Here is a 21790-nt window from a genome sequence, read left to right as displayed (position 1 = left end):
ATCTTTGAAATACCACAAGGATTTCCTGACATGCCCACAATTCAGAGTATCACGATCGTTCCCAGCCTGCCCGAGCGCTTGATGCCGTTGATGACTATCGCGCGTAACCTCTGGTGGACCTGGACCCCTGAAGCTATCCATCTTTTCCAGGACATGGACAGGGAGGTATGGGAGAGGTGCGGGCACAATCCGGTTTCCTTGCTGGGCACCATAGAGCAACCCCGGCTTGAACGGCTTGAGCAGGATGATATCTTTCTTGCGAGAATGGAAAAGGTGCAAAGGGAACTGGAACGCTATCTGCGTGCCCAGACATGGTATAAAAAGATCAGTGAAGATCGGGATAACGGGATAATAGCTTACTTTTCCGCTGAGTTTGGCCTGCATGAAAGCCTCCCCTTGTATTCCGGCGGGCTTGGCATTCTTGCCGGTGATCATATGAAGTCGGCCAGTGATCTCGGGCTTCCCCTCGTAGGAATTGGTCTTCTTTATAAGCACGGGTATTTTCAGCAATATCTCAATCCTGACGGATGGCAACTTGAGACCTATCCCTCCAACGACTTCTACAATATGCCAGTAAGCCTGGTCAGAGACAAAAAAGGAGACCCTTTGACAGTCCAGGTGGAGCTTGAAGGCAGAGAGGTTTACATACGGGTCTGGTCCCTTACAGTAGGCCGGGTCAAAATCTACATGCTGGATACTGATGTCCCTTTAAACTCCCGCTTGGACAGACAAATCACTTCGTATCTTTATGGCGGCAGCCTTGAAACCAGGCTTCAGCAGGAGATAGTGCTGGGTATGGGGGGGATAAGGATACTAATGGCCCTTGACCAGTGCCCTTCGGTTTGTCACATGAATGAAGGTCATTCGGCCTTCATGGCGCTGGAACGTATCAACCAGTTAATGCGCAAGGATGGTTTGCCCTATGACGTGGCCCTGGAGGCCGTTCGCGCCACAAGTATATTTACCACTCATACTCCTGTCCCTGCCGGAATAGACCGCTTCCCGCCGGAAATGATCCGCCGGTACTTTACAGGATTGGCAGACGAACTGGCTATTGGTATTGATGCCTTCATGGGCCTCGGAAGGATCAATCCCGGTGATCAGGCTGAAGAATTCTGCATGGCGGTACTGGCTATTAATATGGCATCCCAGACCAATGGTGTGAGCAAACTCCACGAAGAGGTCACGCAAAAGATGTGGGGTGGCATATGGCCCCAGATTCCCAGGCATGAGGTCCCGATAACCCATATTACCAACGGGATACATATACTCGGCTGGCTGTCAAGTGAGATGTCCCTGCTCTATGAACGCTATTTAGGATCAAGATGGATAGATGAGCCCACAAATCATGCCATCTGGAAAAGAATCGAACAGATCCCTGATTTTGAGCTGTGGAGAAGTAAAGAGAGACTGAGAGAGAGACTCATATCTTTTGCCAGGGCAAGGCTCAGAAAGCAGCTTCAGGCAAAAGGTGCCCCAAGTTACCAGATGAAGCAGGCTGACGAGGTCCTGGACCCTGAGGCACTTACCATAGGCTTTGCCAGGCGCTTTGCAACATACAAGCGCTCTACCCTGCTGTTTCGGGATATGGACAGGATCAGACAGATACTGGCCAATGAAGAGCGTCCGGTGCAGATCATCTTCAGCGGAAAGGCCCATCCACAGGATAAATACGGCAAGGAACTCATCCACAAGATAGTGCAAATAGCCAACACCCCGGAACTTCGAAAGCACATAGTCTTTATTGAAAATTACGATATAGAAGTGGCCAGGTATCTGGTCCAGGGAGTAGACGTCTGGCTCAACACCCCTCTGCGCCCCATGGAGGCCAGCGGGACCAGCGGCATGAAGGTCCCGGCCAACGGCGGGATCAACCTGAGCATCCTTGATGGCTGGTGGTGTGAAGGCTACAAGGGCAATAACGGCTGGGCTATAGGTGCAGGAGAGGAATATGAAGATCGCGAATACCAGGATGAGGTGGAAAGCCGGCTTCTTTACGAACTGTTAGAAAATACCGTAGTACCACTGTTTTATAATAGATCCGCCCATGATATCCCCCATGGATGGGTTGAGATGATGAAAAATTCGATGCAGACCGTATGCCCTTACTTCAATACAAACCGCATGGTGGAAGAATATGCCAGCCAGTTTTATCTGCCAAACATCTCCAAATGGCACTTGTTCGCAAAGGATAATTGGAAAGAGGCCAGGGAGTTGTCCCGCTGGAAACGGAAGACATCAGAAGTATGGTACAAAGTCAAGATACTGGATCTGCAGGTCCCGATCGATGGATCACCAAAGGTGGGGGATCGTTTGCCAATCAAGACCGTACTGGATCTTGGAGGACTGGACCCTGAAGAAGTGCGGGTTGAGGCGTATATCGGTCGATTGGACGATAAGGGAGAGATCCCTGAAGGCCATCCACTGCCTTTGCTTCCCACAAATGGGCAGCAAGGAGGAGGTTCTGTCTTTGAAGGAACATTACTCTGCCTTTCAAGCGGGCGGATAGGTTTTACTATCAGATGCTATCCTTTTCAGAAAGAACTCAGCCACAAGTTTGAACTCGGACTTCTGACCTGGTGGGAAGCAGAAAAATAGTTTGTAAATATCCGGTGAACCCGTTATATCCTGCCTTGGAGCGGTCACCTTTTTCCGGGTTTCAAAGCTCACTCATCGCAGACCGGAGAGGCAGTGCAATCCGGCCCGCGATCGAAACCCTGCAAAAGGCAAACCGCTCCTATAGCTAACCGCTAAAGGCTGACCGCTTAGCCTCCCAGGGCACTGAAAATCTGGTCCCTGATATCATTGACAGACCCGACGCCATTTATCTTCACATGCTTGGGTGCATCGGGATCTCCGGACTCCTCCCACTTCTTATAGAAATCCACCAGTGGCTCGGTCTGGGCGTGATATACCTCAAGGCGCTTGCGGACCGTCTCTTCCTTATCGTCATCTCTCTGGATGAGAGGCTCTCCTGTTACATCGTCCTTTCCCTCGACCTTCGGGGGATTAAAAACAATATGGTAGGTCCTTCCTGATGCCAGATGACAACGGCGACCGCTCATCCTTTTGATAATTTCTTCATCCGGGACATCTATCTCTATAACATAATCAATATCGACCTTGGCATCCTTCATGGCCTCTGCCTGGGGAATTGTCCGGGGGAAACCGTCAAACAGGAAACCCTTTTCACAATCCGGCTCCTTTATTCTTTCCTTTACGAGACCAATTATGACATCATCAGGAACAAGCCCGCCTGCATCCATGTACTTCTTGGCCTCCATGCCCAAAGGAGTTCCTGCCTTCACGGCAGCCCTTAACATATCACCAGTGGATATCTGGGGAATGCCAAATTTATCCGTGATAAAACCAGCCTGTGTACCCTTGCCGGCACCAGGACCTCCCAATAGAATCAAACGCATAATCCAAGTCCTCCTTTTCCAAGAAATTTACATAGCAATATATATGGTAATTTCGGAAAAAAGCAAATACTAAATATCGTAAGTGTTCACGGAACGTTGAAATTAGAAAATAGAAATGGAAATTTGGCCTTCATGCTTTTGTTTCATCTCTACCAAATTTCTATTTTCCAATTTCAAGTTTCAAGCCGTGAATTGAGTTAGCTCCGTTTCGATATATAATCTTTGATTATTGGATAATCATCTGATAATCCGTTACAATTAGCGTATGATGCGGAGCTAATTCAATTGTCATAATAAATAATTACACTAAATCGGGTTTTCAGCGGAACCAAAATATTTTATCTTTAAGGGTAAATATTCGGTGAACCCGTTATATCCTGCCTTGAAGCGGTCACCTTTTTCCGGGTTTCAAAGCTCACTCATCGCAGACCGGAGAGGCAGTGCAATCCGGCCCGCTACCCAAAACCCTGCGAAAAGCAAACCGCTCCTGCGGCAGGGCACGGATGGCAACTTCCACAGTGGACCACGGGTTCACCGGATATTTACCTTATAAGGAGTATAGAAGTGATGACTATAAAGCTCATGCAAATGAATTTAAGGGCCCTATCGGATTACCTGATTCTGCTACATTCCATGACAGCAATCGCCTTTATATCTTTTTTCTGCATTCCGTCAATAGTCCTGGCTGAATTCCGGTACGTAAAACCCAGCGCAGAGATTCCTCTGAGAAGTGGCAAGGGTCAAGAATATAGAATTCTTGCCGTAATACAAGACGGTAATCAGATAGAGCTGCTGAAAGAGGAGGGGGCCTGGGCCATGGTACGTACATCAGATAATAAGGAAGGCTGGATGCCTAAAAGGTATCTGAGCACCTCTCCGCCCTTAAAGGACATAGTTGCTTCATTAAAGACCGAAAGAGATCGGCTCAAAAAACATGTAACCGATATTAGCGAACAATTGGATAAGGCCTTAAAGGCCAGAAATCAGTATGAGCAGGACTTTGAAAGCCTGCATTCTGGACAGAGATCAGATCAGAAAGAGCTATGATAGCCTTAAAGAGGATGCTGCAGATGTAATATATTTCAAGAAGTCACTTTCAGAAACAGCAGAGGAACTTCAGGAATTGAAACATAAATATGCCGTAGCAAAACAGGAAAATGAACATCTAAGAGATAACAGCATAATAAAGTGGTTTCTGGCCGGTGGCGGGCTCGTGATAGCTGGCTGGATTGTCGGTCTCATAACAACTCGCAGCCGTAAACGCAGATCTTCACTTCTCTAAAATCCTAAGATAAAGCCGATAAATTAGTAAATATCCGGTAAAAAGCAAACCGCTTCTGCGACAATGCCATGAAGTTATTGTATGAATCAGGCAGGCCCCAGGACCTCCTTTGCCTTGACCATCATGACAACGGCACTGTTATAAGGCGTCTCGATCCCATACCTGGCCCCTAATTCCACCACTTTTCCATTGATATAGTCTATCTCGGTCCTCTTACCGCGGATGATATCCTGGAGCATAGATGATCTGTGATCCCTGGTAGGGGGGAGCTTCTGGTTCCATAATATCTCCAGATATTCGTCCGGAGAATCCATGCCCAGATCCATTCCTGCGGCCTTTGCCACACAGAAGGCCTCTGTGATCATCTCTTTGATAAGCCTTCTGATATGGGGATTGTCGGCAATCTGACCGTATGTTGACTGGAATATGGAAGATAAGGGGTTTAATGCAATATTGAAAAGGGCCTTATGCCAGATTTCCCGCATAATGTTATCAGACGCCCTGGTGGGGATGCCCGCTCTGTCAATCATCCAGGCTAATGCCTCCACCCGTGGGGTGAGACCGCCATCGATCTCCCCAACCAGGGTCTCAGATGCAATGCTCGTGACCTGTACACTGCCAGGGGCAAGTACTACCACACCGAATATCGCCATCGCTCCAACAGTCTTGCCCTTGCCTGCAATCCCGGCAAGTATTTCCACATTACCAAGCCCGTTCTGCATCGATACTATAGTGGTATCCGGGCCTACCATGGAAAGGGCTTCTCTGGCGGCTGTTGCCGTATCAAATGCCTTGACTGTCAAAAACACGATATCCTGATATTCATCAGGAGGAGATGTCATGGCACTTAAATTACTTACCGTATGCTCGCCCCAGATACCTTTGATATGAAGCCCATTTTTTGAGATTTCGTCGATGTGGGGCCGCCTGCCAATTAATGTCACATTGTGCCCACGTCTGGCAAGCATCCCCCCTATCACGGAACCAATGGCCCCGGCACCCATTATTGCAATACTGGCATTACTGTATGATACATCCATGTTTACCCTCAGTCCTCAGGTGCGTCACCAAGTAAGGTCCAGAAGCCTGTAATGGGTCCTGTCCAGACGCCTTAGTCCCAGTCTTTCGCAGATCTCAAGGGCCCTCCTGAACTCACTCTTATAAAGAGTACGGTCAAGGGGCGGGTAATCCTGTGCCAGTCCATAGGGATGATAATGGCCCATGAGATCAAGATATGTACTCCTTGAGATATCATTTACTATGAATTCGAGTACCTTTTCAGTATCAGACAAATCCCCGGGAAGGACCAGATGGCGCACCAGAAGCCCTCTTCTTGTCAGCCCATTTTGGTCGAGCACAAGGTCTCCCACCTGGCGGTGCATCTCTTTTATGGCCTTCCTTGCAACTTCCGGGTAGTCACGGGCACCTATTATACGGGCTGCCACTTCCTCGTCCCAGACCTTGAAATCCGGAACATATATATCCACCATCCCCTCAAGGAGCCTCAAGGTCTCGATGGAGTCGTAACCTCCGGTATTGTAAACCACTGGAAGGTCAAAGCCCTGGTCCATTGCCGTCTCAAGGGCCTTGAGAATGGCAGCCACCTGATGGCTTGGGGTAACCAGGTTCAGGTTATGGCATCCATTTTCCTTTAGCTTCAGCATGATCTCAGCCAGGGCCTGGTTCGAGATCACAGTGCCCTGATGAAGCTGGCTTATCTCGAATGTCTGGCAAAAAACACAGGCCAGGTTACAGCCAGTAAAGAATATGGCTCCGGAGCCCTTCTCCCCAACCAGGCATGCCTCTTCACCAAAGTGGGGCTCATAGCCAGAGATCTCTGGTTGGCTGCCGGTCCTGCAAAAACCTTCCTGGCCCTCCAAGCGGTTGACCCCGCATCCCCTCGGGCACATCCCACATGAGGATAACTTCTCATACAAGATGTTTCCGGCCTGTGCTATCAAGTCTCTTTTGCTCTTCATCAGGCTTAGCGGTCTTTGCTGCACTTGGATCTACAAATGACGTGCTATGTCAAAGAAGAGAATGTTCTGCCGCAAAGCGGCTTACTTGAACGGTAGGCAGGTCTGAGACAGATGAATGCGAAAAAGAGACACTGCGTTCGGACAGTAAGTGTCTGTGTACAAAATTATTATACCAGTAATCGCCTAGGATTCATGAATAGCTTTACATAACCATCTGATCGGACTTCGGCCAGGAGTTTTTTGGCCCTTTTGGATATATCCAGCATATGTTTCGCTCCTTCAGACTGTCCATCCCAGAAATCTATCACAAAATCCGCTGACCTGAGCAGTACCTCATTTCTCATCATAGTGGCCTTTAGCCCGTGCTTATCCCACTCTGAAGGAATAATCTTTATTTCAAGTCCTGCTTCGCTGGCATAGCGCTCTCCCAGACGATCAGCACCAGGGGCATTCCCGGAAAGCACAATATCCCCGTCAATCAGCAAATACTTCAGTACCCCTTGGACCAATTCATAGGATTCAATACTGCGAGAACCTCCTACAGCCACTCTTGCCATACAAGAAGAGCCCCCTTTTTAGCAATAAATGCTTAAGTTTATCCAGTTGACCTGTAACTTCTCAATAATCCAGGGCTAGTTTGGATTCCCCCCTCACCCTGCCCTCTCCCCCAACCCCCAATGGGAGAGGGTTTGGGTGAGGGGACTATGCCGCCTCAATTTATTGAGAAGTTACGTTATAACCTCTGTATCGTTCAATTTTATCAAAAATGGCATTATCAGTTATCTTCTTCAGCGGAGTTTTCCCTGACAATGTCCTTTACATTTTCAAGAATGTAAAGCACGTCGTGAACGGTGACTTTGGAGTGTTCCTCACAAAAATCGTCAAGCACAACGAGAATACGTTCAGTCAATTCGTCAAACTGATCGACAGTAAGGTTTGATACAGGCTCCGAAGCCAGAAGAGAATCCAAATCGATGCCGTAATACTCTGACAGCTCCTCCTTTATCTTTTCAAGACTGTGGGCAGGCCTACGACCAGAACGTTTTCTATCCCGTATGCTTACAACTTTACCCATGAGAATCTCCCACATGAAATATAATCATACACGCTATGGCAGGTGAAAATACCCCATACTGCATCGCCTTGCTTTCCTTGCCTGCCTGTGTGTGTTGTATACCTGTCTGCCGCCGCGGGCAGGCCCCTGAGGCATTTTGAGCAAAATCATATTCAGGACCTTTTATAATATGATTATACATAGAAAATATTCTAATTCAATTTAATGATCAGTGGCAAGCATTTTTAGTTATTTCTTCGTCAAACAGACCGGACAACTGAAGATAAAAAACGTTCACGCAGTGCGGGCACCGACCATTTAATGCCGAGGTGAATTGACAGATTTCAGCACAATAAGTAAATTTCTTTCATGATCATAGAAGAACTTACCATGCCCGCCTTTAAAGAAGGGTTGACTAAAACCCGTACTATTATAGTACCTTTCGGTGTCGTAGAAGAACACGGACGGCATCTGCCGTTGGGAACCGATACAATCCATGCGTATGAACTGTCCAGGGAAACCAGCAGACATCGTCCTCTTTTCGTTGCACCACCAGTATGGTACGGGCTCTGCAGGAGCACCAGTCAGCATCCCGGAACAATCACTATATCAGGAGATACCTTGAGAAAGCTCACGGTAGAGCTTGTTACGTCTTTTTATAATCAAGGGCTGAGAAATTTCGTGCTCCTTTCCGGTCATGCCGGCGGCACTCATATGGCTGCCATTACGGATGCAGGCGAAACGATACTTGCCAGCCTTAAGGAAAGCCGGGTGGCGGTATTATCTATCCTTGATCTTATAGCTGGAATCCCTGACGGAATTGTGGAAACAGAGAACGACTCGCATGCAGGCGAGGTGGAAACCTCATTAATGCTACACCTGAGACCAGAACACATAGATGGCACAAGCCCTGAAGAGTATCCCTGCTTTCCCACGCCCATACTGGCCAGAGATAAAAAGAGATTCTGGCCGGGAGGCGTATGGGGTGATCCCTCGAAGGCCTCCGTGGAAAAGGGCAAAACTCTGCTGCAAAAGGAGGTCGAAGTCCTGCTGGGCCTGGTGAACAGAATCGAATCTTTTGAGGATGGAAGCCTTGAAGATGATTAATTATTCCGGATCTTGGATTCATCACGAGCAAACCCGGTGCAGTCCGCATTCTGCCCGGGCATCGTCAGTCGTGTAGCATGATTGCCTTCTTTAAAAAGATATTTAATCGCATCCTTTTATTTCTGGTATGGACAATCCTGTTGTCAGCCTGCCAGGGTGAAGCCGATCCTTCCAGGGCCCCTGATTTCATGCTCCTGAATCTCCGTGACGAATCCGTAAATCTATCGCAGTACAGAGGCCAGGTAGTGCTGATAAACTTCTTTGCTACCAGCTGCCCTCCCTGTCGGGCAGAAATCCCTGACTTTATAAGTCTGCAAGACAAATACGGTTCGAAAGGTTTTACCGTAATCGGAATATCCGTGGACCAGAATGGAAAAAGGATCCTTACAAGATTTGTGAAGGCATTAGGGATCAACTATCCTGTACTGCTTGCCACATCAAAGGTGATAAGGGATTATGGAAATGTCTATGCCCTTCCGGCATCTTTCTTGATCGACAGAAATCACAGAATTCTCAAACATTATACTGGGATGGTAACCAGGCACGAGTTGGAACCTGTTATAGTTAATGCCCTGGGTATTAAATAGCTCATGGGAAATCAAGGAATATTTTTCCCTTCCTTATGTCAACTTGACATCCCCTTTTAAAGAGACTACCGTAATACCAAAGTAGCTACAAATCCAAACCGGGAGAGCTAATTATGATCACTGCAGGTATTAAAGAACTGAAGAATAATTTGAGCAGTTATTTGACTCGCGTAAAAAGCGGAGAAGAGGTTATTATAACTGACAGAGGAAAGATCTTTGCCCGAATTGTTAAAGAAGAGGCCTCCAATAAATCAATCCAGGCTTCACTTGCACCTTTGATAGTCAAGGGGTTGATAAAATTACCGAGCCGCGAGATAAATAAACGGAATCTGTCTCCGATTCAAGTCCCCGGAAAGTCTGTATCAGATATGGTTTTGGAGGATAGGGGATGATCTTGTACCTGGATACAAGCGCACTCCTGAAAAGGTACTTCAAAGAACCTTACTCAAACGAGCTGCTTGCAAAGTGGAAAGAAGCCGCGCAGATTATCACATCTTCTGTAGCGTATGCTGAGACCATGGCTTCTCTTTATCGAAAGAAAAGAGAGGTAAATCTAAGCAGTAAAGTATTCAACAAGCTAGTCAATTCATTCCAACTGGACTGGGAAACCTTTATCCGTGTGGAAGTCAATGAGGGTCTAAATGAAACTATCCACAGAGTTATGGCAAGACATCCCCTCCGTGGACTTGACGCTATACACCTTGCATCAGCAATTATAACACATGAGAGGATAAACGAAGCCTTTCTCTTTGCCTGTTTTGACCAAAGGCTAATTAATGGCGCTCAAATGGAAGGACTTGCAACCTTCCCAGCCCCGCCATTCCATGGGCCCTAAGCCACCAGCTATCATCCTATTCACCTTTTTAGGCCTTTGGCAGACGGCTATTGTGTCGAGTGCTACCATAACAACAACTGGCCAAATCAACGTCAATTAAACTATTAAACTAACTCCGCCTATTTCACGCACAATTGGGGCGAAGCCCTAAGTTTTTTATTTTGCGCTTCCCAGAATATGACTATTGAGTTAGCTCCGCATCATATGCTAATTGTAACGGATTATTGGGTAATCATCCCTTGGAGCGACTTGCGGAAGTCCCGTAGTTTTCCTGACTTTTGCAGTACGGGAAACCCTGGCTCCGGAGCGCAGCGGAGGAGAACAGGGAGGGTCCCATGCTGCAAAAGTCTCAAAAAACAAGGGACGAGAGCATTGGAGGGACAAGGGATGATTACCCAATAATCAAAGACTATATATCGAAGCGGAGCTAACTCAATAGTCATATCCCAGAATACATAAGACATCTAGTATCTTGAATGCCGTGTTTCCATGACCATAGAGGGATATCTGAGCCAGGGGATGCCAGGCTGACAGCATGTTTTGAGCTGCCTGGCCTATGCGGTCAGCGTTTGTCCCTGCCAGTATGTTCCAACCTGCGTCCACCAGTTCCATCCACTCGGTCTCATCACGTAAAGTCACACACGGTACCCCATAGAAAAAAGCTTCCTTTTGTATCCCTCCGGAATCAGTAAGAATCAACTTGGCGTTTTTTTCCAGACGAATCATGTCCAAGTAGCCCAAAGGCTCGATGAGTTTGAGCATTTGTGCCACTTGATCGAAAAGATCTTCACGCTCAAGGGCTTCACGAGTGCGGGGATGTAGTGGCAAGACCACATCCAGCTCCCTTGCTACTCTGGAAAGGCCTTCAAAGATATTCTTGAGCCGCTCCCGGTCATCGGTATTCTCAGATCGATGGACTGTAGTCAATGCGTAGCTATTTGGTTTTAGGTTTAATTCTTCGAGAATGCGGCTTTTCTGTTCCGACTTGGGAGCATAATAAAGTGCCGTGTCATACATTACATCTCCAACATTGACCACCAACGGAAAATTTGGAGTCCTCTCAACATTCGAGATCCTGATTGGATCCAAGATGTTCTTAAAGCCTTCCATTTGGAGATTTTGTACTGCCTTGTGTGTAGGGCAGAAAAGCACACTGGCTACATGATCGGTGAGCACCCGGTTAATTTCTTCCGGCATTTTGCGATTAAGAGAACGCAAACCAGCCTCCACATGAGCTACCTGGATATGCAACTTAACTGCGGCCAAGGCACCTGCCAGGGTAGAGTTGGTATCACCGTAAACCAATACCCAATCCGGTCTTTCATTCAGCAGAACCTCTTCAATTTTTTCAAGCATGCGGCCTGTCATAGCGCCATGAGTGCTGTCTCCTATGCCAAGATTGTAATGGGGTTCAGTAATATCCAGTTCCTTAAAAAATACTTCAGACATATTTGAGTCATAATGTTGTCCCGTATGGACTATGACTTCAGATAGATGCGACACAAGATTACTTGGAAATCCGTTGCGTTTTCTTATGGCTCTGGAAATTGCCGCAGCTTTGATAAATTGCGGTCTAGCCCCAACAACCGTGATAATCTTCATTGAAATTCCTTTTAATGTTATGTAGTACTCAAACGTTATCCAGGACAAATCTGACCAAGCGCTTCATCTTAACCGTCCAACTCAATTTAGATTCCGCAAAGGTGCGCATTTCCTTTGCAAGAGAAGGTATTTTGCTTACCTCTTCTGCAAAATTGACAAGGGCATCGATCTCTACAGGGGATTCATCAGCCGGAATTTTCAAAACCCATGGAAGTCCGGCAGGCAAATCCGGGTCGTCATAAGCGATGATGAACGGTAACCCGCGGGCGGCGTATTCTCGAACCTTCAGGACGCAGGCCTCCCTCAATCCGTTACGATGCAAGGCCAAACTGCCAATCGCCAAATGGCAGCTTAATATGACTTCGTCAAGGTCATTACCATAAAGGACGCCATGGATACGGACCATCTCAGCAAGACCCATTCGCTGAATGGTGGCCTCTTGAGCAGGTGTCAACCGGCCGATCAGGTGCAAGGTCAGACGTGGAGACTGGCCTTGCCAGAGTCTCAATCCTTCAAGAAGCCGGTCAAGGCCATGCCACGGTGCGAATTGACTGCTGACAAAGGCTAACTGAAGAGATTTACCGCTAAAAACAGATGGTGGTTTAAATGGGATTCCTTCAAGAGAAACACCATTTGGCAGAATTATTGAAGGACTTTTACAACCTGCCCGCTCAAGCTCATAACGTCTTATCTCATCCGTAACCCCTATGATGCCTTGAACAGCCCTGAGAATGCGTGGTCCGTATCTCTTTTCCCAAATTCGCCGCACAAAAGGTTTAATGCCACTGGCAAGCGCGATCTCTTCCAGTTCTTTACTGTGATGTTCGGTAAATACCGGTTGTCTGCGGACAACATTTAAAAAAGTCGGAGAAGGAATAGTCCAGCGAGTGACTACTGCGCTGTATTCGCTAAGTCTATTTTTCAGTTTCGGCCAGACCAGAAATGGTAGGAGAGCTTCCTGCACTGACGAAGACCCAGGGACCGAGATTGGAAATAGTATGAGAGATGGATTTCTTTTAACTATGTCTGCAACATCCTGACGAACGACGACTAGGCAATCAGCAGTGTCATTAGGTCCCATGGCATTTCTCAGGGCATGGGTTTGATGACTAAGCTTATTTAATACTCCAGGGTCCAGAGTCCAGAGTATGTTGAGATAGCACAGTTTCATATATGTTTACTAGCCGATCAGAACTAACAGCCCTTTGTGGGACTTTCAAAATATTGACCTATGCACTGCCTTAACTCTTTGCAAAATCAGCGCGATATCAGTCTTATCAAGTAAGAGAGGCTGCCACCACATATTACCGCTAAGACGTGTATACAGATACAATTTCGCTACAGCATTTAGTAAATATGCTATGGTAGTTGCTAACGCTGCGCCGTTGATGCCCATCATTGGGATTAGAATGATATTAGCGATTATGTTCACAGAAACTACAAAGAAGGCCACATACATGTTTAATTCAGGTTTGCCCCTGGCTGCTATGTCATTGGAAAGAATACGAGACAGACTGCCAAGAACAATTCCAGGTAAGAGCCAGATCAATGCACCAGTTGCATTGATATACTTAGAGCCAAAGAGCAAGACGATGAGGGGTTTGGCAACCAGGACTATAGATACCGCAGCAAAAAAGGTAGCCAGGAATACCCACCGCGCAATCACCTGGGTGAGATGGTTCCTTTTTTTTTCGTCTTGATAAAGCTCAGACAGGCGTGGCAGAAGAACAGTGCTCACTGCCTGAGAAAGCAACCAGAGCCGCTCGGCTATCTGGACTGCTATTACGTAAATTCCGGTCAGTGCAGGCGTTAGGAAAAAATTGATCAGGAAGATATCGGCCCGGTAGTTAACGAAAGCAAGGATGTTGCTCAAGTGGGCTTTCCATCCGTAACCAATACACTGTTTGGCATAGAGACGCTGGGATAGACCTCTGATATCGGATTGACAATGTACCCAAACGGCCCGAATCGTCAGCACCAACGCTACCAAATAGCCTAGGCCATAAGCCAGAAGTGCTCCAGGCACTCCCATGCTCAATCCCCATACCAGGGCCAGAAAAAGTACTAGCATTACGCAAGGGGCTATAATGCTGACCGTATTAAAGCGACGAAAGTCTTGTTTTCCCTGAAGTATGCTGATCAAAAACGCTTGGAGTAATACAAGAGGAAATACTGCTACTCCGCCCCACAAGAGCGGGCGGGGCACACCGGGGAAGAAAACATCCCCGCGGCTCCAAATGATTATTGCGCCAACCATAATCCCTAAAGCGCTAAGAATTAGCCACAGCCATAGGTTGGCAAATAGAGCATTCCTTACATCGACAGTTCCACGACCAATGAAGTACACATTTGCCGGGGCTGCGCCGAGATTTAGAAAGGTTGATAAAACGGTTGGCAGGAGAATGGATAGAGTGTAAAGGCCGTTACCTTCCGGGCCTAACACTCGGGCCAGGATTATACCAGATACAAGCCCGAGAAGTATTACTAAAAGCTGTCGGGCCAAAGTACCGGTTACATTGCGCTCGAATCTGGTTAACATAGTCTTGTTGTCTTCAAAATCATAGCCGGTGTTTTCTACAACCACAGTATGGAGAACCTTCGGATAGATGAAGAACCTTTTGGTAAAGACCTGTGAGCTGACCGATGACAGCGCGTGGCCCAAATCGGGCAATACAGTCATTTCGAATTACTTCCGGATCATAACGAGAGAGATTCAACCGTAAGGTGTTCATTGCATTTCCGAGAGCAATTTCGTCGTGCACAGGGACTAGCAAACCGTTACCATTGTGTACTATACACTCAGGGCCGCCACTGCGTGTGGCCACAACTGGTTTGCCGCAGGCCAATGCTTCGATAAGCACTATCCCGAACGTCTCGTAATGGCTGGAAAGTACGAAGGCGTCACAGGCTTGCATTTCCCTACGGACTTCATCGCGGGAGAGCATGCCCAGAAAGACCACCCTGTCATTTACGCCTAGGTTGGCGGTTAAACGTTCCAAGTAACTTCTAATAGGCCCATCCCCGCCGATTCTAAGTTCCACATCCGCATTACCGGCAAACTGGCCTGCAAAGGCTCTTATGAGGTCAATATGCCCCTTTTTTTCAGTTAATAAACCAACATTCAGGAACTGAAATGGTTCATTTTTTTCCTTTGTTTGATACTGAATGGCTGTAAAAAAGGAGGTATCGACCATGTTTGGGATCCAGACCCAAGGATGAACAGCATCTCCGAAGCTGCTTTCTAATAAATGTCCGAGCTGTGGACTCACTGTCACAAGTGCTGAAGCTTTTGATAATGCCTCTGAAACAAGAGGTCGCTGCCAACTATGAAGCAAGTTTCGAGAATAAGTAGTACTATGTTCCGTGATTATATAGGAAATACCGTATGTTGCTTTCAATCGCGCAGCCAGGACCCCTCCCAATAGGCATGAGTGAGCATGAAGGATGTCAGGTCTTCCGCGATCCGATACATAGCGTTCGAATAGACGCTCTCCGGCTTTGAGCCATAAATTTATGTTCTGACGTGGAATGAGTGGTAGCCAAGCCCATCCATGAAGGCCGTAAGTGGGGATGCCGTCATCATCTTCATATGTTATTCCACTGGGCCAGCCAAACAGAGATTTGCGCATGAGTATAAGAGAACGGAGTTGTGGATATATTACACCGACCTGATGGCTAGCGTTCTTGAGGGCATGGACTTGTTCGCGAAAAAAAATTCCGTTGAGGGGGTTTTCATGAGTCGGATACCAGGAAGGGAGGATTAGGATGTGCATTTTAGCCGCCCCTTGACTTGTTCCATGATAAATTTACTTACTCGGTTATCCAGACCGTTGGGCAGGAGCAATTGTCGAAAACTGGATTCAGAGACACGTTGATAAAGAAAAATCTTGATAAGAAAATTTACGGAGTAAGCGGAGGTTGTGGCCGTTGCAGTGCCAATCATACACATTCTTGGAATCGAAAGAACCTTGAGAACTATATTTATAGCTACGATGATAAATGACGCGTAAAAATTCAGTTTTGGTTTCCCCCGTGCAGCGGGATCATTGGATAAGACTCTACTGCTAGCACCCAGAGTAATACCGATGAGAAGAATGCGAAACAGTTCTGTCGCGACAAGAAAAGAATTGCATGAAAAATGACAAACCATGTTATTATTGTCTCTGCCATCGTAACCAATAATACCCAGCGAGCAGTAACCTCTCTTCTGGACGCAATGCGAGTGCCAGCAACGATGAGGAAACGATTCCTATCGCTACCGCAAACCAGGACCGTGACTGGACAAAAATCAAATTAGTTAGGAATTTGTGGAGGGGGAAATTAGTCATTGACAGCTAGTTATGAAATCGCTAAGAGTTAATTGGAGCAACTCGCTTTAGGCTATTGTTCTTAAGGAACATATAGAGCCCGTTGTTCTATACAGAAACGAAAGTGTAACTTTCAGAAGATATAGGTCAACCATTTGTTGTTGCCGGACGCTCCGCGCCCGGCAACAATCGCCGCGTATTACCATCCGCTGGGTGCTCGGCGCTCCGCGCCTCACAACCAGCGGCTGCAGCAGACGATCCCGTCGGCAAACAAGTTTGCCTCCGGTCTCGCTCCTGATCCGCGGCGATTAGCAATGTGTCAAATTAAGTCCTTATTTATACAAGTTAGATCCGTCTTCAGATACCTTATAGACGTAACGAAATCATCCGGATTAATCCAAAAGAGACAATATTTGTTTTACAACCTTAATATTATCACGGTCTAAAGTACTTAGCCGTGCCTTGGACAATCTAAAATTTTGTGGTTTTTGTCGTATCTGGTCAATTTTTGATTTAAAATTTCCAATATCCCGCGCATCAACTACACATTCAGCCATATCTATATCATTCATTATATTTTTTACTTTTGGTTGATAAGAAACTGCTAAAATAGGGCTTCCAGATTTTAGAGCAAGCAATCCAGCATGAAGTCTTGTTACTATTGTAAAATCTGCAAAATTCAGTTTTTTAATTATTTCCTGACTATGATATATCCTATCCTCATATATTAAAGAATCTTTTTCGATTCCCAGGCCTTTTAGTCCTTCAATAACCTCTAACGTACCGAGTCTATCAGTTGGGTAATTGGTGTCAAAAAAGAATAAGTCCACTTTTTCATCAATACTTGTTTGTAAATAGAAAAGGTTTTCCACAAAACCTTCAATAAAGTTTTTATATTTCGCTCTATCTCTATATGGCCAATTGGAGCCGAAGACGGGAGCCACGTTCACAGCAACCACTTTTTTATCTTTCTGCCTCATGGCATTAAATGTTTCTGACGGATAAGAAAAAGCAAAGTCTGGATGATGTCGCGCCTGTAGCCCCCATGTACTTATAATATATTTCTCTGTTTCGGTATCCCTGACGAATACCGATGTTCCTGCAAACTCAACTAATCGTTTCAGAAGGAATTTTCCCATCCTTGTTTTTATTGGAAATGCCCCTATCCCAGCAATAACAACAGGCTTTTTTTGTTCAATGAACTGCTTAGCCACAAAATAAGGATAGATAGGCCATCGAGTATACAAATCCATCAATAAGTTTCCGCCACCAATAATTAAAAGATCACTTTCATCCGCTAAGTCTTGGTGTAGCAGGTTATTAACGCCGAGAAGAAAAAGCATATTTTTTATTTTATCCTTAAAGTGGTCTGGAATCCATTTTAGAATCTTACTTGTACATATCTTTTTTTTGTTTGGTGGCCTCTGTTCATTGTTTTCTTGTGTTATCAAGAATATAGAACATACATACACCGATGGTGACCATGGAAACACCTTAATTTCGGCTTCGATTGCCTCCGGATTAAATGCAACCACATTGATTTTTATCGGAAAATCTGCAACCCTAAATAGCAAATCCAATAGACTGACTAATATTGCCTTATCGCCAATGCTCCCACTATTATAACTTCCGAAAATCGTTATATATTTACTATCCATTTTATTGTGGTATCATTGTTATTCAAAACGATGTATTCCTGGTAGGGAGGCTATGTACGTAATCAATTTCAAATTTTGTTCTCATGCTATTTGCGGAATGGCCTGTATAATGTTGTCAATATCATGGTTTTTCAGATTCAGAAGAGACTCCATATTTCTTTTCAAATTCTGCAAGCTTTTTTTGGGCAACATCCAGTGCATACTTGATTCGTAACTCTTCTGTCTTCATTGCCTCACGCAGGATCACTATCGCTTGTTCTGAGCGATCTGTTTTCAATTTAATTTCCGCCATAATACAAGTTGCCTCCGTAATCTGAGAGGATCTATTTCTGAGTTAAAGCTGTTTTCTTATATCAGCTTAATACGGTTTTTCTTAATTCCTTTCCAAAATCCTGACCTGTCTTTTTCCATTTGTTTAATTTCATTCGGAGTATAAACGAGGATATCGACTGGAATGCCCAACTCCAAAAGATCCGCAAAATTTCTGGGTCTCTCAATAAAAGGCAATTCTGATTCCTGGATAATTAATATATCAATATCCGACCAAGTCCGTGATGCGTGAGTCACAAAAGAACCGAAAAGATAGGCCGCCCGAATCTTTTTGCTTAAGAGCTTTTTTTTCAGAAAGCTCTTCACTTCTTCCGGGGTATAGTCCAGGATGCTGACCCTTGGACGGCTGCGTTCCAGGATATTTGTATGTGACTGCTTCACTACTCTTTTATCCTTGTGCCGACAATTTGGATAATTTCCATGGCAGCATTTAATGCGCGCCCTGCCTGTTCAGAGGTCAACAGTTCAAAAGGGGCGCCTCCAGGGAATGCATCCGGATAGCGACCGGAAATATAATAGAGATCGAGTTCTTTCGCGCATTGTTTCAGAACACCGTTTTCTTCCAGGGTCTGAATGATCTGGAATAGGGAATGAGTGATCAACGGCAGCCAATCTTTTGCCATTTCATGTAATAGGGGCGTCATTTCGGATTCATCCCTAAGGGCTTATAGCCACTCGATGCTTATTACACCCTGTTTTTCAAGTGACCTGAATTCAGGGTCTCCTGTTAAAAGCGGACAGTTCTTGATCATGGACAAGGCCCCAGCAAAGGAATCCATATACGAAATAGGATACCTTGCTTTAAGACCGGCTGCTGTCAGAAGAAGTTTTTTATCGATGCGATCAATCAGCTTCATCGGCAAAGCTTTAATTCTGGCGTAGGCTAAGTCGGCCAAACTCCGGCCTTGTTCCCTCAATATGATATAATAGACTTCACCTATGTGAATTGCGTGGAAATATAGGCGAACGGTGCCATTCTTTGCCTGAATGAGAGTATGCTGAATCTGGTCAGAAAAAGATTCATTTTCGAGATATCCAATTATGGCATAACTATCGAGGACAAAACTATTTGGGCTTTGCAAATCTTTTTATTTTACCTCAATAATTAGAATGGACTCTAAGCTTAACCTATATAAAAGGTAAGAATATATCAAGCATAATTTCTTACTTATTTAAATGATCAAATGGTAGCCGGTATTTAAATCTTTTACCCAAAAGGTGAGGCTGATTTTGATATGCTTTCTGCTTCAAACAAATATCGATTTAATAGCCTTAACAACCCTTTGCGCCGTATTCCCATCCCAAAACTCCGGTGCACCGTCCACCTTCCTCTCCATCACCTCTTCCAGATCCTTTTCCAATGTCCTGGGCGTACCCAAAATATTTGTCCCCTGGGTTACCGTGACCGGTCGTTCCGTGTTGGACCTCAGTGTCACGCACGGTATAAGCAGATACGTCGTTTCCTCCTGTAATCCACCGGAATCAGTGATGGCGAAACGACAGCCAAAGACCAAATTCATGAAGGCCTTGTAGCCCATGGGTTCAGTCAGAATAATACCCTTGCTATCGGCCAGGAGATGCAGGAGTCCAAAACGTTCCAGTTGATTGTGGGTACGTGGATGGACGGGAAAGACCAGGGGTGTTTTCTCGGCAATACGGCCGAGGGCTTTACAAAGTTCATAAAGTGTACTCCTGTCATCCACATTGGAAGGCCTATGCAGGGTGACCACACCGTAAAGACCCGATTCCAGGCCGATACGTTCACGTTCCTGCTCTGCACGGATAGCCGGGGTCATCATGACCAGGGAATCGATCATAATATTGCCGACCATGGTGATCTTTTCGCTGGCGATACCTTCTCTGAGCAAATTTTCATTCCCATCTCTGGACGGAGTCCAGAGATAATCTGCAATGGAGTCGGTCACAACGCGGTTGATCTCCTCGGGCATGGTCCGGTCAAAGGACCTGAGCCCGGCCTCCAGATGGGCCACCCTGATCCCCAGCTTCACGGCAGCAAGTGCGCAGGCAGCGGTTGAATTCACATCCCCCGCCACCACAACCAGATCGGGCCGGTCCGCCATGAGCACCTTTTCATAGGCGATCATCACCCTGCCTGTCTGCTCGGCATGGGTCCCGCTGCCGACCCCGAGATTAATATGCGGGTCAGGCAGCCCCAGGTCTTTGAAAAAATCGGCAAACATGTTCTTGTCGTAATGTTGCCCGGTATGGACGATAACAGGGTGTGCCCAATCTTGCCTGCTCAGGGCGTGGTAAAGGGGGGCGATCTTCATAAAATTCGGCCTGGCGGCGGAGACGAGATGTATTGTTTTCATAGCATTATAGCGTTATGGGGTCGGACGAGACCACATGCTTCGAATCCCCGGGTTCCGGTACCATCAAAATGCCTTGATCTTTTTCAATCCAGCGAATCGCTGCGGCCGGATGATATGGCTTTCCTTCTTTCTGTCCACAGATTGCGCAGGTTCTGTTATCCCCAAAGCCTGAGATGTGGCCGCTTGAGCATCTCCGGCCCCAATCGCTCAAACTCTTCCCGGGAAAACACCAACGTGCGGATCTTCCTCTCAATATATCGTTCGGTTTTTCTTGTTAGATCCGTTAGGTGATACGGATCAATTTCGCCCACCAGCAGGATATCAATAATACCTGTATCCCGTCCCAAGGCATAATCGTCAATAAGATATGCTGCCTTCAGGTGGCCCAGGCGATTAAGGATGCTTTCCAGTATCTGATTAATGCCCAGGGCCTTATGGACCATAGTTTTGAGATCAGGGAACAGGGGATGAGACTGATTGGCCCGGAAGTGGACCTGCCTGCCCTTCTTTTCGCTGAGCAGTAAGTGTGCCTGCTCCATATGCCGCAATTCCTCGCGGACACCATTGGAGGACACGCCGAACTCTGCAGCCAATTCCCGCAGATAAGCAGTGCTTTCAGGATTAAGAAAGAAACGCATGATGAGCTTTATGCGTGTCTTGGATGTGATAAGACCTTCTAACATAAGAAATTAAACCACTACCTGCTGAAAGCAGGTAGATTTCTTATACGACTGAAAGTCTAACATGGTTCAATCTTTAGTCATTAGCAATAGTGAAGGCCTCTTTAGGGCTCGCCTTTTCTTGGCTTGCAATATAAGCGGCTATCATTTTTTCTGTAACATTCCCAACTGTTGCACAAAAATAGCCGCGAGCCCAAAGATGCCTTCCCCAATATCTCTTACGCAAATGCGGAAATTCTTGCTGAATCAGTCGAGAACTTCGTCCTTTCACATATTGAACTATCTTGCTCGGAGCAAGTTCTGGAGGACATGAAACATGCAGATGAACATGATCCCTGCTAACATGACCATTAAGAATTGTAATATTGCGGGCCTCACAAGTCTGACGGATTATCTCCCTGGTTCTAAAAGCCACTTCTCCTTTCAAAACATGATAACGATATTTCGTAACCCATACGAAATGATACTGGATATCATAGATCGTGTGAGGCCCCTTGCGATATTCTTTGCTTATGGCGATAACCTCCCATGAGCAAGTTTACCACGATCCCTTAACTGCTGAAGCCTTTCGCCTGAAAGGCGAAGGTTTTAGACCTGGCGCATGGAAAAATAAA

Annotated in this window: 25 protein-coding genes; 7 read left to right on the top strand and 18 right to left on the bottom strand. The window is 46.2% G+C overall.

The annotated features are described in order from the left end of the window. Window positions 1–30: 30 nt before the first annotated feature. The gene (locus tag C4B57_01805) at window positions 31–2598 is read left to right on the top strand and encodes an alpha-glucan phosphorylase (GenBank protein PXF55763.1); all 2568 of its coding nucleotides are present in this window, start codon (window positions 31–33) and stop codon (window positions 2596–2598) included. Between the two features lie 167 nt (window positions 2599–2765). Here the strand turns inward: C4B57_01805 and C4B57_01800 are convergent, their stop codons facing one another. Next, window positions 2766–3422 (bottom strand): adenylate kinase, encoded by a 657-nt coding sequence (locus C4B57_01800; GenBank protein ID PXF55762.1) that lies wholly within the window; start codon window positions 3420–3422, stop codon window positions 2766–2768. Window positions 3423–3989: 567 nt separating this feature from the next. Between C4B57_01800 and C4B57_01795 the strand changes: the two genes are divergently transcribed. Both C4B57_01795 and C4B57_01790 read left to right on the top strand, forming a co-directional pair. Further along, entirely contained in the window at window positions 3990–4469 is a 480-nt protein-coding gene (locus tag C4B57_01795) for a TIGR04211 family SH3 domain-containing protein (GenBank protein PXF55761.1), read from the top strand. Next, window positions 4423–4704, top strand: a complete 282-nt coding sequence (locus C4B57_01790; GenBank protein ID PXF55760.1) for a hypothetical protein — start codon at window positions 4423–4425, stop codon at window positions 4702–4704. Before C4B57_01795 ends, C4B57_01790 begins: the two co-directional genes overlap by 47 nt. A gap of 86 nt (window positions 4705–4790) precedes the next feature. On the opposite strand, the gene C4B57_01785 is transcribed toward C4B57_01790, so the two are convergent. From C4B57_01785 to C4B57_01765, 5 genes are all read right to left on the bottom strand, one after another. Then, a complete protein-coding gene (locus C4B57_01785) occupies window positions 4791–5744 on the bottom strand; it encodes a 2-dehydropantoate 2-reductase (protein PXF55759.1) in 954 nt (317 codons plus the stop codon). A 24-nt stretch (window positions 5745–5768) separates the two neighbouring features. Then, window positions 5769–6683: a radical SAM protein gene (locus tag C4B57_01780; protein ID PXF55758.1), complete on the bottom strand. Its 915-nt coding sequence runs from the start codon at window positions 6681–6683 to the stop codon at window positions 5769–5771. Window positions 6684–6850: 167 nt separating this feature from the next. Beyond that, window positions 6851–7240 (bottom strand): hypothetical protein, encoded by a 390-nt coding sequence (locus C4B57_01775; protein ID PXF55757.1) that lies wholly within the window; start codon window positions 7238–7240, stop codon window positions 6851–6853. 218 nt (window positions 7241–7458) lie between these two features. Next, window positions 7459–7758, bottom strand: a complete 300-nt coding sequence (locus C4B57_01770; protein ID PXF55756.1) for a hypothetical protein — start codon at window positions 7756–7758, stop codon at window positions 7459–7461. Then, window positions 7751–7939 (bottom strand): hypothetical protein, encoded by a 189-nt coding sequence (locus tag C4B57_01765; GenBank protein ID PXF55755.1) that lies wholly within the window; start codon window positions 7937–7939, stop codon window positions 7751–7753. The genes C4B57_01770 and C4B57_01765 overlap by 8 nt, the downstream gene beginning before the upstream one ends. Window positions 7940–8106: 167 nt before the next feature. Here C4B57_01765 and C4B57_01760 point away from each other — a divergent pair, with 167 nt between their 5' ends. The 4 genes from C4B57_01760 to C4B57_01745 all read left to right on the top strand — a co-directional run bounded on the left by C4B57_01760 (window position 8107) and on the right by C4B57_01745 (window position 10266). After that, complete coding sequence (locus C4B57_01760; protein PXF55754.1) at window positions 8107–8844, top strand: creatininase; 738 nt, start codon at window positions 8107–8109, stop codon at window positions 8842–8844. 77 nt (window positions 8845–8921) lie between these two features. Next, the gene (locus C4B57_01755; protein PXF55753.1) at window positions 8922–9431 is read left to right on the top strand and encodes a hypothetical protein; all 510 of its coding nucleotides are present in this window, start codon (window positions 8922–8924) and stop codon (window positions 9429–9431) included. 113 nt (window positions 9432–9544) lie between these two features. Continuing rightward, on the top strand, window positions 9545–9823 hold the full coding sequence (locus tag C4B57_01750) for a type II toxin-antitoxin system prevent-host-death family antitoxin (GenBank protein PXF55752.1): 279 nt from the start codon (window positions 9545–9547) through the stop codon (window positions 9821–9823). Further along, window positions 9820–10266 carry a VapC toxin family PIN domain ribonuclease gene (locus C4B57_01745; GenBank protein PXF55751.1) on the top strand — a complete coding sequence of 149 codons (447 nt, stop codon included), beginning with the start codon at window positions 9820–9822 and terminating at the stop codon, window positions 10264–10266. Before C4B57_01750 ends, C4B57_01745 begins: the two co-directional genes overlap by 4 nt. Window positions 10267–10698: 432 nt before the next feature. On the opposite strand, the gene C4B57_01740 is transcribed toward C4B57_01745, so the two are convergent. The 12 genes from C4B57_01740 to C4B57_01685 form a co-directional block, all read right to left on the bottom strand. Next, window positions 10699–11868: a UDP-N-acetylglucosamine 2-epimerase (non-hydrolyzing) gene (locus C4B57_01740; GenBank protein PXF55750.1), complete on the bottom strand. Its 1170-nt coding sequence runs from the start codon at window positions 11866–11868 to the stop codon at window positions 10699–10701. A 28-nt stretch (window positions 11869–11896) separates the two neighbouring features. After that, on the bottom strand, window positions 11897–12832 hold the full coding sequence (locus C4B57_01735; GenBank protein PXF55749.1) for a hypothetical protein: 936 nt from the start codon (window positions 12830–12832) through the stop codon (window positions 11897–11899). A gap of 252 nt (window positions 12833–13084) precedes the next feature. Further along, entirely contained in the window at window positions 13085–14548 is a 1464-nt protein-coding gene (locus C4B57_01730; protein PXF55748.1) for a hypothetical protein, read from the bottom strand. Beyond that, a complete protein-coding gene (locus C4B57_01725) occupies window positions 14427–15641 on the bottom strand; it encodes a glycosyltransferase family 4 protein (GenBank protein ID PXF55747.1) in 1215 nt (404 codons plus the stop codon). The genes C4B57_01730 and C4B57_01725 overlap by 122 nt, the downstream gene beginning before the upstream one ends. Beyond that, the gene (locus tag C4B57_01720) at window positions 15629–16018 is read right to left on the bottom strand and encodes a hypothetical protein (GenBank protein PXF55746.1); all 390 of its coding nucleotides are present in this window, start codon (window positions 16016–16018) and stop codon (window positions 15629–15631) included. The genes C4B57_01725 and C4B57_01720 overlap by 13 nt, the downstream gene beginning before the upstream one ends. Window positions 16019–16567: 549 nt before the next feature. After that, on the bottom strand, window positions 16568–17833 hold the full coding sequence (locus C4B57_01715) for a hypothetical protein (protein PXF55745.1): 1266 nt from the start codon (window positions 17831–17833) through the stop codon (window positions 16568–16570). 348 nt (window positions 17834–18181) lie between these two features. Continuing rightward, window positions 18182–18598, bottom strand: coding sequence for a hypothetical protein (locus tag C4B57_01710; GenBank protein ID PXF55744.1), 417 nt, complete (start codon window positions 18596–18598; stop codon window positions 18182–18184). Next, window positions 18544–18807, bottom strand: a complete 264-nt coding sequence (locus tag C4B57_01705) for a toxin-antitoxin system, antitoxin component domain protein (GenBank protein ID PXF55743.1) — start codon at window positions 18805–18807, stop codon at window positions 18544–18546. Before C4B57_01705 ends, C4B57_01710 begins: the two co-directional genes overlap by 55 nt. Window positions 18808–18828: 21 nt before the next feature. Further along, a complete protein-coding gene (locus C4B57_01700; GenBank protein ID PXF55742.1) occupies window positions 18829–19245 on the bottom strand; it encodes a PIN domain nuclease in 417 nt (138 codons plus the stop codon). Between the two features lie 165 nt (window positions 19246–19410). Then, window positions 19411–20496 (bottom strand): UDP-N-acetylglucosamine 2-epimerase (non-hydrolyzing), encoded by a 1086-nt coding sequence (locus tag C4B57_01695; GenBank protein ID PXF55741.1) that lies wholly within the window; start codon window positions 20494–20496, stop codon window positions 19411–19413. 155 nt (window positions 20497–20651) lie between these two features. Continuing rightward, window positions 20652–21179, bottom strand: a complete 528-nt coding sequence (locus C4B57_01690) for a transcriptional regulator (GenBank protein ID PXF55740.1) — start codon at window positions 21177–21179, stop codon at window positions 20652–20654. Between the two features lie 73 nt (window positions 21180–21252). Continuing rightward, window positions 21253–21690 (bottom strand): IS200/IS605 family transposase, encoded by a 438-nt coding sequence (locus C4B57_01685; protein PXF55739.1) that lies wholly within the window; start codon window positions 21688–21690, stop codon window positions 21253–21255. Window positions 21691–21790: the final 100 nt, after the last annotated feature.

Source organism: Deltaproteobacteria bacterium, from assembly GCA_003194485.1.
Lineage (GTDB): Bacteria > Desulfobacterota > Dissulfuribacteria > Dissulfuribacterales > UBA3076 > UBA3076.
This window is presented reverse-complemented; position numbering and strand designations above follow the sequence as displayed.